The organism is Spirosoma sp. KCTC 42546, assembly GCF_006965485.1.
GTDB lineage: Bacteria > Bacteroidota > Bacteroidia > Cytophagales > Spirosomataceae > Spirosoma.
Map to the genome: position 1 here is coordinate 3,943,080 of NZ_CP041360.1, position 18,712 is coordinate 3,961,791.

Genomic DNA, 18,712 nt, shown 5'->3' on the forward strand with positions numbered 1-18,712 from the left:
ACCTCAGACTATAAACGTCAAACATAGCACTTTAATTCATGTTCGATTTATTTATCAAACGCCCGCTGCTATCGGCCGTTATTTCAGTGCTGATCACGTTGATGGGCTTTTTAGCGCTGACGGGTCTGCCTATAACGCAATTCCCGGACATTGTACCACCCTCCGTGACCGTAACGGCCAAGTATACTGGTGCTAACGCCGAAGTAGCCACTAAAGCCGTTGCTATGCCGCTGGAGCGAGCTATTAATGGGGTGCCGGGTATGGTGTATATGAATTCGGTATCAGGTAATGATGGGAGTACGTTGATCCAGGTATTTTTCAATGTGGGTACCGATCCCGATCTGGCGGCTATGAGTGTTCAGAACCGGGTGACAACCGTACTGGACGAATTACCCGAAGAAGTAATTAAAGCGGGTGTCTCGACCGAAAAAGAGGTTAACAGTATGCTGTTGTACCTCAATATATTCAGCGATGACCCGAGTGCCGATGAGAAATTCATCTACAACTTCGCCGATATCAACGTATTAGCCGAGTTGAAACGGATCGACGGCGTTGGTTTTGCCGACATTATGGGTTCGCGGGAGTACTCGATGCGGGTATGGCTCAAACCTGATCGTATGACTTCCTATGGGGTGTCGCCCGATGAAGTAATTAGTGCGATTCGGGCCCAAAACGTGGAGGCTGCTCCTGGTAAAGCGGGCGAAAGTGCCGACCGAGCTCCACAAATGCTGCAATACGTTCTTCGCTACAGCGGTAAATTCTTCGACCCCAAACAATACGAAAACCTGGTACTCCGGGCCGAAACAAACGGCTCGATATTACGCCTGAAGGATGTCGCTGAGATCGAATTTGGTTCGCTTGATTACGATGTGCTGTCCAAAACAGACGGACGGCCATCGGCATCCATTATGCTTAAACAACGACCTGGCTCCAACGCCAGTGATGTAATTAACAACGTGAAAGCCAGAATGGCGGAGTTGAAGAAAACCAACTTTCCACCCGGCATGACCTACAACTTCGCCTACGACGTCTCGCGGTTTCTGGATGCCTCGATTCACGAAGTAATCCGAACCCTGATCGAAGCGTTTGTGCTGGTATTTCTGGTCGTTTTTCTGTTTTTGCAGGACTGGCGTTCAACGCTGATCTGTGCGCTGGCCGTGCCGGTCGCGCTGGTGGGGGCATTCGCGTTTATGAGTGTAATTGGGTTTTCAATCAATTTGCTTACGCTCTTTGCGCTCGTTCTGGCCATTGGTATTGTCGTGGATAATGCCATTGTTGTCGTTGAAGCCGTACACGCAAAAATGGCGGAGGAAAACTTGGCACCAAGAGCGGCTACGTTTGCAGCCATGAAAGAAATCAGTGGAGCACTGGTGGCTATTACGCTGGTTATGTCGGCTGTGTTTGTGCCAGTGGCGTTCATGTCCGGACCGGTTGGTATTTTCTATCGGCAGTTTTCCTTAACGCTGGCCGTGGCCATTGTGATTTCGGGAATCAACGCCGTTACCCTCACACCTGCCTTGTGCGCCTTATTACTTCGTTCGTCGCACGATCATGCGCCTACGGGATTACTGGGCCGATTTTTTGCTCGTTTCAACCGAGGCTTCGATGCAATGACGGGTCGCTACCAGCGCTTGTTGAAACGGGTAGCTAGCCGAAGTGCCGTTACCGTAGCTATGTTTTTGCTGTTTGTTGGGGGGATCTGGGGTGTTGCGTCATTTTTGCCAAGTGGATTTATTCCAACCGAGGATCAGGGTATGATTTACGTAAGCGTAACCACACCCGTTGGCGCAACCCTGAAACGTACGGAAGATGTACTGGATAAAATTCAGCAGGTGGCTTCGAAGATGGATGCAGTCGAAAACGTGTCGACTTTGGCAGGATTTAGTTTAATGACCGATGGCGTTGGCGCTTCCTACGGAATGGGCATGATCAACCTGAAAAACTGGGACCAGCGGAAACAGACGCTGGAGGAGGTCATTGCCCTGCTGGAAGACAAAACCCAAACGGTACAGGACGCCAGCATCCAGTTTTTTCCACCACCTACCGTGCCAGGCTTCGGCAACTCCAGCGGGTTTGAGTTACGGCTTCTGGATCGATCGGGTTCCGGTGATCTGCAAAAGACGAAGAAAGTGACGGATTCGTTTATTGATGCGCTGAAAAAACGGCCCGAAATAGGTAATGCCTTTACGAGTTTTGATCCCAGTTTTCCGCAGTATCTCCTACAGGTTGACCAGGATAAGGCAGCACAGAAAGGTGTCTCCATTGACAATGCCATGAGTACGCTGCAAACGCTGATGGGGAGTTATTATGCCTCCAATTTTATCCGGTTTGGGCAGATGTACAAGGTGATGGTGCAGGCTTCGCCCGAGTATCGGGCCAAACCCGAAGATGTACTGAATCTGAAAGTCAAGAACAAAGATGGAGAGATGGTTCCCTATTCGAATTTTGTTCGGCTGGAGCGAGTGTACGGGCCCGAGCAGATTACTCGCTACAACATGTATTTATCGGCTCTTATCAACGGCGACCCAGCGCCCGGCTATAGCAGTGGTGATGCCCTGCGAACGGTACAGGAAGTGGCTGACAAACAGCTGCCTAAAGGATATTCGTTTGCCTGGTCTGGTATGTCGCGGGAAGAAATTCTGTCGGGCGATCAGGCTATTTTTATCTTTTCAATCTGCCTGGTCTTTGTGTATCTGTTGCTGGTAGCACAGTATGAGAGTTTATTCCTTCCGCTCCCCGTGTTATTGTCGTTACCTGCCGGAATTTTTGGCTCGTTTTTATGCCTGCAACTGGCGGGATTGCAAAACAACATTTACGCCCAGGTTTCGCTGGTGATGCTCATTGGTTTGCTTGGTAAAAACGCCATTTTGATCGTAGAGTTTGCCAATCAGCGCCAGCAGGAGGGACTTCCGATCATGAAAGCAGCAATTGAGGGAGCCGTAACGCGCCTGAGGCCTATTCTCATGACGTCGCTGGCATTCGTTGCCGGACTCATTCCACTTTGTATCGCTTCAGGCGCAGGGGCATTGGGGAACCGTTCCATCGGCACGGCGGCTGCGGGCGGAATGCTCATTGGAACCGTGTTTGGACTGGTGCTGGTCCCAGGCCTGTACGTCCTATTCGCCCGACTTGCCCAATGGTTTGGCGGGACGCAATCGCCAATTGATGATATGAAAACAGAATCTATATCCACCAAAACGAATACCAATGGTGCCATTTTTCAGGAATCTTAACCGTAACCCCTTCTCTTTTTTAGTGAGTTTGATCGTTGCCGGTAGTTTAGGTAGTTGTCGGATTCAGCATAACCCGGAATCTGTACCGGCAATGTCGGTGCCCAAGGTTTACGTTGGACGTGCAGATGGGCGAGCGGATTCGGTTAGTATTGGGGATTGGTCACATAGGGACTTATTTGCCGATCCGAATCTGGTGGCACTTATCGACACCGCCATGGCTCGCAATCCTAATATGAAGATTGCGTTTCAACGTATCGAGATGGCTCAGGCAAACTACGGAATTAGCCAGGGCGCATTGCGCCCCCGTGTCGATGCTGTGGCTACGGCAGGGGTAGAGCGGTATGGTCGCTACACACTCAATGGCGTGGGTAATTACGACACGAATCTGTCGGGTAACGTTTCCGGATCGAGCCGAATCCCGAACCCAACCCCCGATTACTTTGTGGGGCTGCGTAGCTCATGGGAGGTTGATATTTGGGGGAAGCTCCGTAACCGTCGACGAGCGGCTTATACACGCGTAATAGCTTCACAGGAAGGGCAAAATCTGGTGGCAACGGTACTTACTGCCGATGTGGCCCGATTATATTACTCATTACTGGCCTTGGATGCGGAGTTGGAAATCATTGTCGAGAACGTTGAGCTACAGCAGAAAGCGCTTGAGCTAGTCGAAGTTCAGAAAGCTGCAGGACGGGTAACAGAACTTGCTGTTCAGCAATTTCGTGCTCAACTTCTCAATACGCGGGGACTGGAAGGCCGGGTAAAGCAGGAGGTCGTAGAAACGGAAAACCAACTGAACGTGCTGCTGGGCCGCTATCCACAGACAGTAGCGCGTGGGGCATCGATCGAAAAGCAGTCATTGCCTGCAACTGTGTCGGCGGGTTTGCCTGCGCAGTTAGTGTATCGTCGCCCCGATATTCGTCAGGCAGAGCGTGAGCTGGAAGCCTTTCACATAGACGTAGCCGTGGCACGAGCTGAATTTTTACCCTCACTCAACCTGGCTCCGTATTTAGGTTTCAATGCCTTTCGGCCCAATGTACTGCTAAATCCACAGTCGCTGGCTTTAGGCATTCTGGGTGGATTAGCCGCTCCAGTCATCAACCGACAACAGCTAAAGGGGAATCTAGCCATTACGACGGCCCAGAGCCGTGAAGCGTATTATGCCTACCAACGGGCAATTTTAACCGGTGTTTCAGAAGTAGTGAGCAATCTGAAGGGTCTGGAAAACTACCGGAATGTGGCTGGTTTTCAGCAAGAGGAGGTAGCTGTACTTCGGCAGGCGGCTACCACATCGAACGAATTATTTGCTAATGGGTATGCAACCTATCTGGAGGTCATAACGGCCCAGCGAAATGTGCTCGAAGCGGAGTTAGCATTGATTACCACAAAACGGGCGCAGTTTCTGGAATTAGTTAGTTTGTACAGAGCGTTGGGCGGAAGAGCAAAATGATGTAGGATGTATTATATGTGATGTATGGATAAGATCACTTTATATCCTACATCACTTCAGCTTTTCCATGGCCTTTTTGGTGGCCTCGAACTGACGCTTTTTTTGCAGTACAGTTGGCGCTGCTACGCGCTCGCGACAATCGAAAATACCGCAGCGCTCGCAGGTTTGATTGACAACCCGAAAAGGAATATCGGTCAGGGATGCCACACCGTTAGGTGCGTTCAGAAACTTCATTTTGCTTTTCAAGTTGTCGTTCACCGCAAAGCACATCGAAACGCTCATATTCTGCTGAAACTCGGGCTGAAATGGGTGAGCGACCGAAATGATCAGGTACTGGGAGCCAGAATCAGCGTATTCTGAGAGCTGTGCGTGGCAAAGCGTACCATCAAAACCTTTGTTTTGCTGCAAAAACTGAAGCTCCTGCAAAATTGTCCACGCAATCCACCGACGACAGAAATGTTCATCCACAATACCACGCGGCCCCTGTTGCCGGGAAAGGTGCATCTCTTTGGTTAACTTAAACGTAGTTTGGCCGGGTACGTGATTGAATCGGTAAAAGAATAGTTGATCTATCCCGAAATGGCTTGGTAACACATTACTCAATCGGTAAAAGAAGCGTTCGGGCGTAGCCCCGAAATCGGAGATGAGTTGAAGAAAATCCTCACTGCTCCAGGTTTCGCGGGCAAACAGCTGGCTTACTTTAGTCACCAGCGCATCACGCCGAATGAGGATCGCCCCAGCAAAATAGGAGGCTTTATAGTTATTGAGGATCTGCTCAAACGACTCGGCTTCAACCCAGGAATAGGTATAGGGCCGATTTTTTAGATGCAAAAACTGGAAGCCCACTTCGCGGGCCAGAATGAATATTCGCTGTTCGACCGATAGCCCGACATTCATGTGTAAGGTATGCTGTTCAGGCCGATACACTGATCGCAGCGAAACCAATTCCGGATGAGTAAGGGTATCGAACTGTTCAATTCGAACATCATAACGGGTTTTGAGCAGATTAACCAACAGAGCTTCTTCAACGGGTCGGTCAGATGGGGCAAACTCGCTCAGAAATTGGTCGGCCTCTGCTTCGATCTCCGGGAAATAATTGTCGTGCATTTCCTGATACGACCGAAGCATGGTCAGGTACAGTCGCTCAACGCTCATGTTATAGCTTAACGCAATATCCATAAACGTGCGAATCATGGCACTGACTTTGGCGGGTGCTTCGGCTAGTAGTTCGAGCAGGTCGGAGGGATCAATGCCAAAGAGTTCGAGGGGAATCTCAGTGAGGAATTTTGAGCGAAGCAGATCCGAAATCGGCTCTAACTTTTTACTCAATTTCAACGAAACAAGCGAGTCATAATCGACTTGCATTGCATTCGCTAAGGCTGAAATCTTATCTGCCTTGGGGTATTTACGACCTTTTTCAATTTCAGTCACATACGAAATTGATAAGCCTGATTTTTGCGCCAGTTCACTGACAGACAGGCCCTTGTCTAGTCTTAATTGGCGTAGCTTTAGGCCAAATAACAGGCGTATATGATCGGCAGGTAAGTTCAACGGATTGAAGTAGGTTAAGAAAGTTCAGCGCCAGACTGATCAACCGTAAGCGGGTCGAAGTTCCAGGGCTTGGTCGAATCATAATGCAGAAATCCGTTCGAGGTAAACAGCGGGCTATCGACATTGTTATAGTACAACTGACCTGTGCCTAACCCTTGTGGCAGTAAATGCTTGAATTGGGCTGTGTATTGAGCAATGGCATTCAGTCCAATGTTCGACTCGAGTGCTGAGGTAATCCACCAGCCAATATTCAATCGTCCAGCCAGTTCAATCCACTCATCACAGTGGCGTAATCCACCCAGTAACGTTGGTTTCAGGATAATAAACTGCGGCTGGATTTTTTTCAACAACCTGAATTTATGGACGTACTCCATCTGGCCAATGAGTTCCTCATCCAGCGCTATGGGTATGGGTGTGTGGCGGCAAAGATCGGCCAGTAGATCGGGCTGGCCCGCACGGATAGGTTGCTCAATCGAATGCAAATCGTAAGTTGCCAGCCGTTCGAGCTTGACTAATGCTTCATCAGGTTTAAAGGCACCATTCGCATCGACCCGAAGCGTAATCTGGTCGGACGTAAAGCGATCCCGAATCATGGCCAGCAAGTCACATTCCTGCTCAAAGTCGAGTGCGCCAATTTTTAATTTTAGAGTTGTATAACCTGCCTGCAATTTCTCCTCGATTTGCTGGCGCATAAAAGCCGGACTACCCATCCAGACCAGTCCATTGATGGGTAACGCCCGTTGGCCCGTCGTAAAATCAGAGGCCCGGATAATACGCTGACCACCAGCCAGAAAATCAAGCATGGCCGTCTCAAAGCCGAATAATATGCTTGGAAACTGTGGGCTGATCACCTGGTTGAGTACTATCGGAATATTCCAGCTAAATAATTGAAGATCTAATTCGTTGAATTCCAGGCAGTATTGCTGAAGTCGTTCATCAAAGTCAGGCCGATCGTCATAGCTTAGTCCCACCAAAGGACCACATTCACCGTAGCCGACAATGGATGGATTCTCGTCGTCGAAGAGCCGGATAATGTAGGATTTTTTTTTCGTAAGGGTTCCGCGCGACGTACCCGCTTCGAAGCGAAAATGCAACGTATATGGTAGGAAGTCGGCTTTTAAACTCATTGTAAGGATGGCGAGGACGGGAAATCCCAGTCCTAAAAGTACTACTTTTGGCTGCTCAACCGGGCAATATTACGAAAATATTAATGAAACGTTTGGTAGTTAAATGGCTACTCTTGCCACTCAGTGGACTCTATGGACTAGTTGTTGATATTCGTAATTGGCTCTTTGATAGTCACTTATTGAAATCATATCGACCTTCTGTCTACTCCATTAGCGTTGGTAATTTGACCGTAGGGGGCACAGGAAAAACACCTATGATCGAATTTTTGATTAAACGGTATGTCTTTTCCGCTGTAAACGGAATGGGAGAGACGGCTACCTTGAGTCGAGGGTATGGCCGAAAAACCAACGGGTTTCGGATCGCAACAGGTACCGATTCGGCCGAAACAATTGGCGACGAACCACTTCAACTTTACCGGAAGTTTGGCACTCAGGTGCGGGTTTGTGTGGGTGAACGACGGGTCGATGCCATTCTGTCACTTCTGAGGCTTCATCCCGAAACAAAACGTATCCTGCTCGACGATGCCTTCCAGCACCGGGCCGTTCGGCCGCATTTGAGCATTCTGTTGATGGATTACAACCGACCCTTTTACGATGACTATGCTTTTCCTGCCGGACGACTACGTGAGCGACGGAAAGGAGCTCGTCGGGCCGATGTTGTGGTTGTTACAAAATGCCCAATGAATTTGTGGGCAACAGAGCAGGAACGAATTGCCAGACGGATTCGACGCTATACTTCCCCGGGAGTTCCTATCTTTTTTGCCGGACTGAGCTATAGTTCACCCATGACATTGGCAACCCATCAAGTGGCTACAGATCTTAATCCAGTTGTGCTGGTATCGGGGCTGGCCAATGCTGACCCACTTGAACAGTATGTTCGGCAAACATTTGGCCTACGTAGCCATTACCGATTTGCCGATCATTATGCCTATACAAGGGCCGATCTTGACGTACTTTTGGCGGATTTGCCGGCTGAAACAGTCCTGCTGACCACCGAAAAAGACTGGGTGAAACTTGATGCCCTGCTCAGCCCGGAAGAACGGTCCACCCTGCCGCTCTTTTATCTGCCAGTTGCTGTTCAGTTTCTCGCTGGGCAAGAAACAGAGTTTACTCAATTTCTGGACGCAAACGCCCTTAAAAATCGTTAAATACTGATCGTGTGTTCAGGCAAATTTTCGGCTGTCCCGCGTTTTGACGTACTTTTGACCTAATGAATCGGAGTCTTCTAGTTTTATTTTTAATGCTGGGCCTGGTGCTCAGAAGTTTGGCGCAAACGGGCCAAATGCCGGGTGGGTTTCCTGGAAGTTTTGGTGGACGACAGACAATGCCTGCTTCCACGACAGGGAATAAAGGGACAGGGATCATTGATGACTCTACGAAAGTTATCTATGGCCCAAAATCAACACGCTTCGTACTGGAGGATGATATTTTAAATAATCGTCAGAAACTGTACACCTTAGATACTACTATGGACGAGGTGCATCGGTTTACTTATGTGCAGCGAAGCCAGAATTTATACCAGGATTTGGGTACCCTGGGCACGCCCATACGCCCTGTATTTTTACAGGTTCCCCAACAATTAGGTGCCCAATCGGGCTACTACGTATTTAATCCCTACGCCTACCAGACAAAGGACGTCAAGTACTTCAATACAAAATCGCCCTACACCGATATGTACATTGCCCTGGGCGGAAACAGCCAGAATATTCTGCGCTTCGATATGTCGCAGAATATTAATCCCCGATGGAATGTAGGCTTTGATGTACAGCGATTTACATCGCAGAAACTATTTGGCACCAGCGGAACAAACGACTCCTACAAACTCCTAGCTCAGAATTGGGGACTATTATTACATACAAACTATCGTTCGAAAAACGACAAATACACTCTGCTGGCTCATTTTAACAACATGAACCACAGTCTCGATGAACAGGGTGGTGTACTGCCAGGACTGGAGGCTGATGGAACTACACCTATCATTTATAATTATACGGGAGATTCACGCTTACGAAGTGGCAGCTCAACGGTGCAGGGACCACATGGCTGGGAAATCCGGAATGACTGGCACGTTTATCACCAATATGTACTGGATAAAGGCTTTCAACTGTACCATCGGTTTGATTACCAGACCCATAAGAATTTTTATCAGGATGATACCCTCCGTCTAAATCAGTCGGTTACGCCAATTGATGGCTCGGCAGCTATTCGTTTTTACCCCACTATTTTGGGCGATACGTCGCGCATTTTTCAATTAACCCGATACCGATTATTGGAGAATCAGTTTGGTATAAAAGGGAATGCTCAATACAAAGGCTCTTCGTTTAACTACCGCGCCTATCTCCGCATTCGGAGTTATAACCAAACTACTCATTATAACGAGTCGCGTACATCGTTTAATGATTATTCAACTTCCCGGCTCGAAACGTTTGTGGGAGGATGGCTTGGTTATTATTTCCCGGATAGTTTATCACGCCTGACGGCTGAAGCTGAATTTGGCACGAATACCAAGGGAAACCTCCTATATCGACTCAAGGGAGAGCTTGAGAGTAAATTTCTAACGGCTGGTTATTCGTCAATCTCCACAAATCCCACGTTGATGCAGGAGCGGTATCAGAGCATGGTTTTTTTCTGGCGGAACGATTTCAGATTGCCAATTTTTAACCATGCCTATGGCAAGCTGAACCTTCATTACAGACAGCTTCGAATTGAACCGAGTCTAGATTACTACCTGTTATCGAATTATATTTACTTTGACGACAAAGCCACACCTCAGCAGGTCGATGGCTCGTTCAGTGTGCTTCGAACCGGACTAGGCTATCATTTTCAACTAGGTAAATTTCTGGTATCTGGACAGGGGTATTATACGGTTCAATCAAGGTCGGATGTGCTCCGGATACCGCCATTTTTTATGAATACCCGTATCCAGTATGAATTTCTATATGCCAAAGTCCTGTATATTCAAACCGGCATTGATTTACATTATAAGTCGTCTTATTTTGCCGATGCCTATATGCCGGTCACGCAGCAGTTTTATCTTCAGAACACGGAGAAGGTTGAAGGGGCCATACTGGCCGATCTATATGCCAATCTGCGCATCAACCGAACGAGATTGTTTGTAAAGCTTACCCATGCCAATCAGGGCTTGCCACAGGCGGGCTATTTTGTATCGCCTGGTTTCCTGCAAATGCGCCGGGGTTTCTCGTTTGGCGTCGACTGGTACTTGTTCGACTAGGACTACATAGCGATTTGGGGTCTTCTGACAGATGGCTGATACGTGCATAGACGACGTTGCTACCTAAAAACAATCTAAATTGGACGGGTACTAGTCCGAAATATCGGGTTCTTCGTACTACTTTAGGGTAATTTTAATCTCCAGTTGCTTTTATTAGCATAATCAGGTTACTTGTCTCAGCAAAACCAATAATTCTTTATAAATTCTGCATGGATCCATTTCAGATTCAAAAAGCACCCACCCAATTTGATGTAGTCATCGTTGGCTCAGGGGCTGGGGGTGGCATGGCGGCTTATACGCTGGCGAAAGCTGGTGCGAAAGTCGCGTTGTTAGAAGCGGGTGGTTATTTTGACCCGGCTGATCCCAAATACATTACCCAATTGAAATGGCCTTGGGAGTCACCCCGGCGTGGCGCGAGTACAACGCGTGCGTTCGGTGATTTTGACGCTGCCTGGGGTGGTTGGGATATTGAAGGTGAGCCGTACTCTGCCAAACAGGGTACCGAATTCTATTGGTTCCGGTCCCGGATGCTGGGCGGACGAACCAACCACTGGGGTCGTATTTCTATGCGCTTCGGCCCGGATGATTTCCGCCGTCGTTCACTTACCGGAATAGGCGATGACTGGCCAATCACGTACGACGATCTGAAGCCATTTTACGATCGGGTTGACAAGATGATTGGGGTATTTGGTTCGATAGAGACCGATTTTCCAAATGAACCGAACGGCCACTTCCTGCCACCGCCTAAACCCCGCCTGCATGAACTGATGCTTCGGAAAGGGGCGAAGAGTATTGGGGTTCCGGTTATTCCATCGCGCTTGAGCATCCTGACCAAACCCATCAATAAAGACCGTGGCTCTTGCTTCTATTGTAGCCAGTGCGGACGTGCCTGTCAGGCGTATGCCGACTTCTCGTCGTCGTCGGTACTTTGTATTCCTGCGGTTAAAACCGGTAACGTAACCCTTATCAACGGAGCTATGGCCCGTGAAGTGTTGACCGACCCCAAAACGGGTCTGGCAACAGGCGTAAGTTATGTGGATACCCGTACGCTTGAGGAGGTTACGATTAAGGCGAAGTCGGTTATCCTGAGTGCCAGTACCTGCGAAACAGCCCGGCTTTTACTGAACTCTAAATCATCCCGTTTCCCGACTGGACTGGCCAATAGCAGTGGCGTAATCGGCAAATACCTGAATGACTCGACCGGCGCTAGTCGTTCTGGGTTTGTTCCGGCTCTGATGGATCGTAAACGCTATAATGAAGATGGCGTAGGTGGTATGCACGTATTTACGCCCTGGTGGCTTGATAACAAGAAACTGGATTTCCCGCGCGGCTATCACATCGAGTACGGTGGTGGCATGGGTATGCCTGGCTACGGCTTTGGTGGTGGCATTGAGAACATGAACGGCCGGTTCCCCGGTCGGGATGGTAAGATGAAGACTGGCGGTGGCTATGGCGCAGGTCTGAAAGATGATTACCGTCGGTTCTATGGGGCTTATATTGGTATGGCTGGTCGTGGAGAACCGATTCCGCTCGAAAGCAACTACTGTGAAATTGACCCGAACAGCGTGGATAAGTACGGTATTCCAACCCTGCGTTTCCATTACAAATGGTCGGAGAATGAGATAAAGCAGGCCAAACACATGCAGGATACCTTCGAAGAAATCATTCATTCGATGGGGGGTGTTCCGTTGGGTAATAAACCAGGTCCTGAGAATAATTACGGTCTGGAAGCGCCTGGAAAAATCATTCACGAAGTCGGTACGGTTCGGATGGGTAACGACCCACAAAAATCGGCGCTGAACAAATGGCAGCAGGCTCACGATGTGAAAAACCTGTTTGTCGTTGATGCGGCTCCGTTCGTCTCGCAGGGCGACAAAAACGTAACCTGGACAATTCTGGCCAGCTCCATGCGTACCAGTGAGTATCTGATCGATGAAGTCAAAAAGAAAAATATATAAATCAGTTTGAAGTTTGTAGTTCGAGGTCTGACGTTATAAGTACATGGCAACTTTACAGCGTTTTGAAGAATTGAAGGCTTGGCAAAAAGCTCGTTTGGTCTCAAAAGAAGTATACCTAATTACTTCGCAAGGACCATTTGCCAAAGATTTTGATCTTAAGGGCCAGATACGTCGTGCTAGTGGGTCAGCCATGGATAATATAGCAGAAGGTTTTGAGCGTGGAGGAAAAGGTGAGTTTATTCAGTTTCTGGGTATGGCTAAGGGATCTGCTGGAGAAGTAAGATCACAACTGTATCGGGCATTGGATCAATCATATATTACCCAGACCACGTTCGACAGTCTGTATGCTCAGGCCGAAGAAGTTAGTCGAATGATAACAAATTTGATTGCGTATTTGAACCGTTCCACTTACAAGGGGAATAAGTACATCGTTTCTGAAGATTTACCGGACTATAACCTCGAACTACAAACTACAAACCTCAAACCCGAAGGTTTATGAAACGCAGAGATTCCTTAAAAACGCTATCGCTCGCCAGCTTTGGTTTAGCTGTTAATCCTGTCGAAGCCAACGTTCCTGAGCCACCAGACCCGAAACCCCTGAAAATTCCGGGTGGACGGCAGAAGCATGAAGCTGAGCGTGATGCCAAGCTTCATGCCGAGAAATTCTTTACCCCCCACGAACTACAAACCGTTACCGTTCTGTGCGATATCATCATTCCTGCCGATGAGCGGTCGGGGAGTGCCTCGCAGGCGGGTGTTCCGGCTTTCATCGAGTTTATGATGAAAGACCAGCCCCGCAACCAGACGCCTATGCGGGGTGGTATTAAATGGCTGGATAACACCTGCGTGAAACGCTATGGCAAGCAGTTTGTGCTATGCACCAAAGCGCAGCAGATCGACATGGTGGATCAGATTGCCTACCCGAGCAAAGCCACTCCCGACATGACGCAGGGCGCTTCGTTCTTCTCGATGATGCGTAACATGACCGCTTCTGGTTTTTATACCAGTCAGATCGGTATCAAAGATCTGGGTTATGTAGGAAACGTACCCAATCAGTGGAACGGTGTGCCAGACGATGTCCTGAAGCAATATGGTCTTGCGTATGAACAACGTGAGATTGATGCCTGGAAGGAATAACAATTTACAACAAAAAAAGGCCCTGAGAAACTCCTCAGGGCCTTTTTTTGTGACAATTAGAATCGTAAGAAACTTGCTACCGATAAATCTTCATCAAGAGCTTCCCAATGAATACCTTGCCCTCGGCCTATAAATCGCCAATTGTTGAGATCTACTTCGGAAGCGTCTCGTAAGCAGGGATACCAATCAATAGGTACACCAACCTCTCGACCATCCGTTAGGCGGACATATAGTTTACTATCTTCAAACCACACATCGGTGGCGAAAACGGTTTCTGGATTTTTAGTTAAAGTAGCCATGCCAGGCTTGCAGGAGCGTTACTTGATATTCTACTACTAATTTACGGATTTGATTTATTTCTTTCGCTGAAAAGCCATAAGAAGATTCCAATTCAACAGGTTCGAGCCAGAATTTGGCAACATCATCACCTTGCTCGATGTGTATATGGGGTGGCTCATTACCTTCTTTACTGTAAAAGAAGAATCGAAATCAATCGATGCGGAGTACGGTAGGCATTAAGGTTTTTGTTGCAAATTAATATTTTTTTTAATTGCACTTTATTGTATTATTCGCTTACTTATTACTATGCTAACCTAAGTTTCATGCCTTCGTTTGTTGCTATGAAACCCAGCGTTTCATAGAATTGAATAGCTCTGGGTCGTTTCTTATCCGTTATCAATTGGATCATATGGCAGCCTTTTTCTGTAGCCCGGTTAATGGCATAGCTAAAAAGCCGGGTTCCGAGCCCATTGCCGCGGTAGGCTGAATGCACGCGAACAGCTTCAATCTGCGCTCGCAATCCGCCCTGATGTGTGAGGTATTGGATAAACGATATATGGAACGTGCCAACGATTTCGCCATTGATTTCAGCAACGGTTAACTCTTGATTAAAATCGTTTGAGATGCGGAAAAATGCCTTGGTATAGTTCTCTGAAAGAGGCAGTTCTATGTTTTCCCGCAAGGCACCCAAGGCATCGTCGGCGAGTAGTTTGATGATGGTGAGTAGATCGTTCTCGGTGGCTAAGCGAAAGGTAAGTTTTTGATCCATAATCAGGAGGGGGGGCAGAGGTAAAACAATGGTTGATCTCCGTGGCCTCTGTGTCTCTGTGGTTAATAATTTGCGCAATTACTTGACGCCTATTGTCTGGATGATGTAAAGATAAAGGGAAAAAGAAGAGACAACATAAAGATTTAGTGAACAGCCGGCTGATGGCCAATTGATTAGCGTAAACCTACCAACTTTTCCTTCTGTCATCCTCTCTTTCCTCCTAAATTTCTCTTACCTTTACATCCCGTAACGACCTAAACAGGTTTCAATCATGGCGGCTACGGGACCAAAATCCGCGAAATATATTTTTGTTACTGGCGGAGTAACTTCATCATTAGGCAAGGGCATTATTGCTTCTTCGCTGGCTAAATTGCTTCAATCCAGGGGGCTTACGGTAACGATCCAGAAATTCGATCCGTATATCAACATTGACCCCGGCACCCTCAATCCGTACGAACACGGTGAATGCTACGTCACCGACGACGGCGCTGAAACCGACCTCGACCTTGGCCACTACGAGCGATTCCTGAATCGACCAACCTCGCAGGCCAACAACATTACCACCGGGCGTATTTACAACAACGTCATCACCCGCGAACGTCGTGGCGATTTCCTGGGTAAAACGGTGCAGGTTGTGCCGCATATCACCGACGAAATCAAACGGAATATCCGGCTTCTGGGCGAAACGGGTGAGTACGACATCGTGATTACCGAAATTGGTGGTTGCGTGGGCGATATCGAATCGCTGCCGTTTGTCGAAGCTGTTCGGCAGTTGAAGTTTGAGCTAGGGGAAAAAGATACCCTTGTTATTCACCTTACACTGGTGCCTTATCTGCAATCGGCGGGTGAACTGAAAACGAAACCCACGCAGCACTCGGTCCGGATGTTGCTCGAAAATGGCGTGCAACCTGATATCATTGCCTGCCGAACCGAACACCCCTTGCCGCAGGATATTCGTCGGAAAATTGCACAGTTCTGTAACGTTCAGGTGAGTTCTGTGATCGAAGCGATTGATGCAGAGACGATCTACGACGTACCCTTGCTCATGCAAAAGGAGCGTCTCGACCAGCGGGCGTTGTATATGCTGGATCTCTACAACGACAAAGATGCTGATCTGGACGTCTGGAAAGCGTTTTTGGGGCGACTCAAGAACCCTGGCGATGTTGTCCGTATTGGGTTGGTGGGGAAATATGTTGAGCTTCACGACGCCTATAAGTCGATTGCGGAGTCGTTCATTCATGCAGGCGCTACCAACGAGTGTAAAGTGCAGTTGGAGTGGATTCAATCGGAAACTCTGGTGGATGAACACCACTGCTCTGAGGTACTGAGTCAACTGGATGCGGTGCTGGTTGCGCCTGGTTTTGGGGAGCGTGGTATTGATGGAAAAATCAATGCAGTGCGTTACGTCCGCGAACAGGGTATTCCATTCCTGGGTATCTGTTTAGGCATGCAGATGGCGGTGATCGAATATGCCCGGAACGTGATGGGTATCGAAGACGCCCACTCGACTGAAATGGAGCCCCACACGGCTAATCCGGTCATTAGTATGATGGAAGAGCAGAAAAGCATTACCGACAAAGGCGGAACGATGCGGTTAGGGGCCTATGCCTGTAAACTTAAACGCGATTCGCTGGCACACCATATCTATGGCAAGACGCAGATTAGTGAACGCCATCGCCATCGGTATGAATTCAATAATGATTACTTAGCCGCTTTTGAAAAAGCAGGACTCCGCCCAACCGGTATTAACCCGGAAACGGGCTTAGTTGAAGTGGTTGAGCTACCTAAGGAAGTCCATCCCTGGTATGTAGGCGTGCAGTTTCACCCAGAGCTTAAAAGCACGGTGTTAAATCCGCATCCGCTCTTTGTGAAATTTGTAAAGGCCGCGCTGGCCTATAGTCAGCAAAAACGTGCCGAACCCGCATCTACAACAACCGCCCATGTAGAAACTGTCGATGCGGTTGATTAAGCAGCTAGATTGCTGTAATTTTGCACGAAATTCAGTTTGACGTCTGATGTTTGACGTTTGTGGTTTCTCCGGGAGCTACAACATCAAACATCGTACATCAAACATCAAACTATAAAAATGGATCGTAATCAAATAATTGGCATTGTCCTGATTCTGGCGATGCTGGTCGGCTATCAGCTACTGGTACCGAAACCCGCGCCCGAAAAACAGCCGGCCCAAATAACACAAACCACGAAACCGAAGTCAGCCTCCGGGGCGGAGGCCGCTATTGCCAAGGCAGAGCAACCGCTCGATTCCGCTGCTGCTAAAGCTCAGTTTGGTGATTTTGCCGCTGCCGCCACGGGTGAGGCCCGCGATATTATCATTGAGAATAAAGATATTAAAGTAACGTTTAGTACGCAGGGTGGCCGTGTGAAGGAGGTTGTATTAAAAAACTACAAGACCTACGATCAGAAACCATTGGTGCTCATCGACGAGCAAAGCAGCAAGTCATTACTGGAATTGCCCACTAATCGGGGTAAAGTCGATTTGCACAAACTGTATTACCAGACAACGGCTCAAAACAGCACGGTTAGCGGCCAGCCACAGCAAATTACATTCCGGGCGGAAGTTGCGCCAGGGCAGTCGGTTGAGCAAGTGTACACTATACCCGCCGAGGGTTATGTGCTGGACTATGGTCTGAAACTAAATGGTCTGGGTAATGCTGTCACTAACGACAATATCCGGTTCTTTTGGGAAGATAAGATGCGGCAGTATGAAAACGACCTGAGCAACAACCGTCGGGCTGCCACGATCAATTACCTTACTGCCGATGAGAACTTTCAAAACCTGACCGAGGGCGAAAGTAATCAGGAAGTTACTGTTGAGGAGCCCGTACAGTGGTTTACGGTTAAACACAAGTATTTCCTGGCGGGATTTGTGGCTAAGAATGCTCCATTAACCAAGGCTAACTTTAAAGCGCTTGTTGATCCAACAGACAGCAGTGTTGTGAAAACCGCCATTGCAGATGTAAGTCTTTCGATGGCTGATGTTAAAGCGGGTAAAGGGCAGTACAAACTCTTTTATGGCCCGAATGACTTTCAGTTGCTGGGAAGCGTAGCCCCGGAATTTGATCGGAACGTGTATTTAGGCTATTCTGTACTGAAACCCATTAACAAGTATTTCTTTGTACCGGTCTTTAACTACTTCGAAAAGTTTATTTCGAATTACGGGTTGCTAATCATTGCCCTGGTGGTGTTTGTAAAATTGATTCTAACCCCCTTAACCTATAAGTCATACGTTAGTATGGCTAAAATGCGGGTGCTGCAACCGGAGTTGAATGAGATGAAAGAACGCGTTGGCGATGATATGGCCAAGCAGCAGGCTGAGCAAATGAAGCTATACCAGGAGGTAGGGGTAAGCCCGCTGAGTGGATGCGTTCCGGTGCTGGCTACGATGCCAATTCTGTTTGCCCTGTTTATGCTCTTCCCAAACCTCATTGAATTGCGGCAGAAATCATTTTTGTGGGCAAGTGACCTGTCTACCTACGATGCGTTCATTAAGTTTCCCGCCATTCCGTTTGTGGGTAGTCATTTGAGCTTGTTCACTGTGTTGATGACGGCATCTTCCATCGCGTACGCTTACTACAACAACCAAACGACGCCAACACAACCGGGTCCGGTGAATATGAAAGCGCTGAGCTATGTATTCCCGCTGATGTTTATGTTTGTCCTGAACTCGTATCCGGCTGGTTTAACATTCTATTACTTCGTGTCGAACGTAGTGACCATCACCCAACAGCAACTCATTCGCCGGTTTGTTGATGAGGACAAAATAAAAGCGGTACTGGACGAAAATCGGCGGAAAAATGCCGCTGGTCAGGGTAAGAAACCCGGTGGATTCCAGGCGCTTCTGCAAAAACAACTGGCGGCTGCTGAAGAAGCCCGCAAACAGGCTGACGAAGCACAACGGAAAGCAAAGTCCAAGAAGTAAGTGGAGAGTCAAGCTGTGAGTTAAGCATGTAGCGTGAAG

At 48.2% G+C, this 18,712-nt stretch carries 14 protein-coding genes; 9 read left to right on the forward strand and 5 right to left on the reverse strand.

All coding sequences use genetic code 11. The features are described 5' to 3' along the window. Window positions 1-38 precede the first annotated feature (38 nt). Entirely contained in the window at window positions 39-3,233 is a 3,195-nt protein-coding gene (locus EXU85_RS16010; protein ID WP_142773050.1) for an efflux RND transporter permease subunit, read from the forward strand. Beyond that, on the forward strand, window positions 3,208-4,680 hold the full coding sequence (locus EXU85_RS16015; protein WP_142773051.1) for a TolC family protein: 1,473 nt from the start codon (window positions 3,208-3,210) through the stop codon (window positions 4,678-4,680). Before EXU85_RS16010 ends, EXU85_RS16015 begins: the two co-directional genes overlap by 26 nt. 51 nt (window positions 4,681-4,731) lie before the next feature. On the opposite strand, the gene EXU85_RS16020 is transcribed toward EXU85_RS16015, so the two are convergent. Then, window positions 4,732-6,231 carry a helix-turn-helix domain-containing protein gene (locus EXU85_RS16020; protein WP_142773052.1) on the reverse strand — a complete coding sequence of 500 codons (1,500 nt, stop codon included), beginning with the start codon at window positions 6,229-6,231 and terminating at the stop codon, window positions 4,732-4,734. A gap of 14 nt (window positions 6,232-6,245) precedes the next feature. Continuing rightward, window positions 6,246-7,358 carry an o-succinylbenzoate synthase gene (locus tag EXU85_RS16025; protein WP_142773053.1) on the reverse strand — a complete coding sequence of 371 codons (1,113 nt, stop codon included), beginning with the start codon at window positions 7,356-7,358 and terminating at the stop codon, window positions 6,246-6,248. Window positions 7,359-7,441: 83 nt separating this feature from the next. Between EXU85_RS16025 and lpxK the strand changes: the two genes are divergently transcribed. The 5 genes from lpxK (at window position 7,442) to EXU85_RS16050 (ending at window position 13,685) form a co-directional block, all read left to right on the forward strand. Further along, window positions 7,442-8,506: a tetraacyldisaccharide 4'-kinase gene (gene lpxK / locus EXU85_RS16030; RefSeq protein WP_142773054.1), complete on the forward strand. Its 1,065-nt coding sequence runs from the start codon at window positions 7,442-7,444 to the stop codon at window positions 8,504-8,506. Window positions 8,507-8,568: 62 nt separating this feature from the next. Further along, entirely contained in the window at window positions 8,569-10,590 is a 2,022-nt protein-coding gene (locus EXU85_RS16035) for a putative porin (RefSeq protein WP_142773055.1), read from the forward strand. A 209-nt stretch (window positions 10,591-10,799) separates the two neighbouring features. Beyond that, on the forward strand, window positions 10,800-12,548 hold the full coding sequence (locus tag EXU85_RS16040; protein ID WP_142773056.1) for a GMC oxidoreductase: 1,749 nt from the start codon (window positions 10,800-10,802) through the stop codon (window positions 12,546-12,548). A gap of 43 nt (window positions 12,549-12,591) precedes the next feature. After that, the gene (locus tag EXU85_RS16045) at window positions 12,592-13,047 is read left to right on the forward strand and encodes a four helix bundle protein (RefSeq protein ID WP_142773057.1); all 456 of its coding nucleotides are present in this window, start codon (window positions 12,592-12,594) and stop codon (window positions 13,045-13,047) included. Next, window positions 13,044-13,685, forward strand: coding sequence for a gluconate 2-dehydrogenase subunit 3 family protein (locus EXU85_RS16050; protein WP_142773058.1), 642 nt, complete (start codon window positions 13,044-13,046; stop codon window positions 13,683-13,685). Before EXU85_RS16045 ends, EXU85_RS16050 begins: the two co-directional genes overlap by 4 nt. 56 nt (window positions 13,686-13,741) lie before the next feature. Here the strand turns inward: EXU85_RS16050 and EXU85_RS16055 are convergent, their stop codons facing one another. The 3 genes from EXU85_RS16055 to EXU85_RS16065 form a co-directional block, all read right to left on the reverse strand. Further along, on the reverse strand, window positions 13,742-13,984 hold the full coding sequence (locus EXU85_RS16055; protein WP_142773059.1) for a DUF2442 domain-containing protein: 243 nt from the start codon (window positions 13,982-13,984) through the stop codon (window positions 13,742-13,744). Then, on the reverse strand, window positions 13,968-14,129 hold the full coding sequence (locus EXU85_RS16060) for a DUF4160 domain-containing protein (protein ID WP_371732046.1): 162 nt from the start codon (window positions 14,127-14,129) through the stop codon (window positions 13,968-13,970). The genes EXU85_RS16055 and EXU85_RS16060 overlap by 17 nt, the downstream gene beginning before the upstream one ends. A 139-nt stretch (window positions 14,130-14,268) precedes the next feature. Further along, a complete protein-coding gene (locus EXU85_RS16065) occupies window positions 14,269-14,733 on the reverse strand; it encodes a GNAT family N-acetyltransferase (RefSeq protein WP_142773060.1) in 465 nt (154 codons plus the stop codon). Between the two features lie 271 nt (window positions 14,734-15,004). Between EXU85_RS16065 and EXU85_RS16070 the strand changes: the two genes are divergently transcribed. Continuing rightward, window positions 15,005-16,702: a CTP synthase gene (locus EXU85_RS16070; RefSeq protein WP_142773061.1), complete on the forward strand. Its 1,698-nt coding sequence runs from the start codon at window positions 15,005-15,007 to the stop codon at window positions 16,700-16,702. Between the two features lie 117 nt (window positions 16,703-16,819). Then, a complete protein-coding gene (gene yidC / locus EXU85_RS16075; RefSeq protein WP_142773062.1) occupies window positions 16,820-18,673 on the forward strand; it encodes a membrane protein insertase YidC in 1,854 nt (617 codons plus the stop codon). Window positions 18,674-18,712 lie beyond the last annotated feature (39 nt).

Bases quoted from the DNA above. Each gene is read 5' to 3' on its own strand.
- yidC (WP_142773062.1), top strand. From the start codon at position 16,820: ATGGATCGTAATCAAATAATTGGCATTGTCCTGATTCTGGCGATGCTG.
- EXU85_RS16025 (WP_142773053.1), bottom strand. From the start codon at position 7,358: ATGAGTTTAAAAGCCGACTTCCTACCATATACGTTGCATTTTCGCTTC.
- EXU85_RS16070 (WP_142773061.1), top strand. From the start codon at position 15,005: ATGGCGGCTACGGGACCAAAATCCGCGAAATATATTTTTGTTACTGGC.
- EXU85_RS16015 (WP_142773051.1), top strand. From the start codon at position 3,208: ATGGTGCCATTTTTCAGGAATCTTAACCGTAACCCCTTCTCTTTTTTA.
- EXU85_RS16040 (WP_142773056.1), top strand. From the start codon at position 10,800: ATGGATCCATTTCAGATTCAAAAAGCACCCACCCAATTTGATGTAGTC.
- EXU85_RS16055 (WP_142773059.1), bottom strand. From the start codon at position 13,984: ATGGCTACTTTAACTAAAAATCCAGAAACCGTTTTCGCCACCGATGTG.
- EXU85_RS16010 (WP_142773050.1), top strand. From the start codon at position 39: ATGTTCGATTTATTTATCAAACGCCCGCTGCTATCGGCCGTTATTTCA.
- EXU85_RS16045 (WP_142773057.1), top strand. From the start codon at position 12,592: ATGGCAACTTTACAGCGTTTTGAAGAATTGAAGGCTTGGCAAAAAGCT.
- EXU85_RS16050 (WP_142773058.1), top strand. From the start codon at position 13,044: ATGAAACGCAGAGATTCCTTAAAAACGCTATCGCTCGCCAGCTTTGGT.
- lpxK (WP_142773054.1), top strand. From the start codon at position 7,442: ATGAAACGTTTGGTAGTTAAATGGCTACTCTTGCCACTCAGTGGACTC.
- EXU85_RS16065 (WP_142773060.1), bottom strand. From the start codon at position 14,733: ATGGATCAAAAACTTACCTTTCGCTTAGCCACCGAGAACGATCTACTC.
- EXU85_RS16035 (WP_142773055.1), top strand. From the start codon at position 8,569: ATGAATCGGAGTCTTCTAGTTTTATTTTTAATGCTGGGCCTGGTGCTC.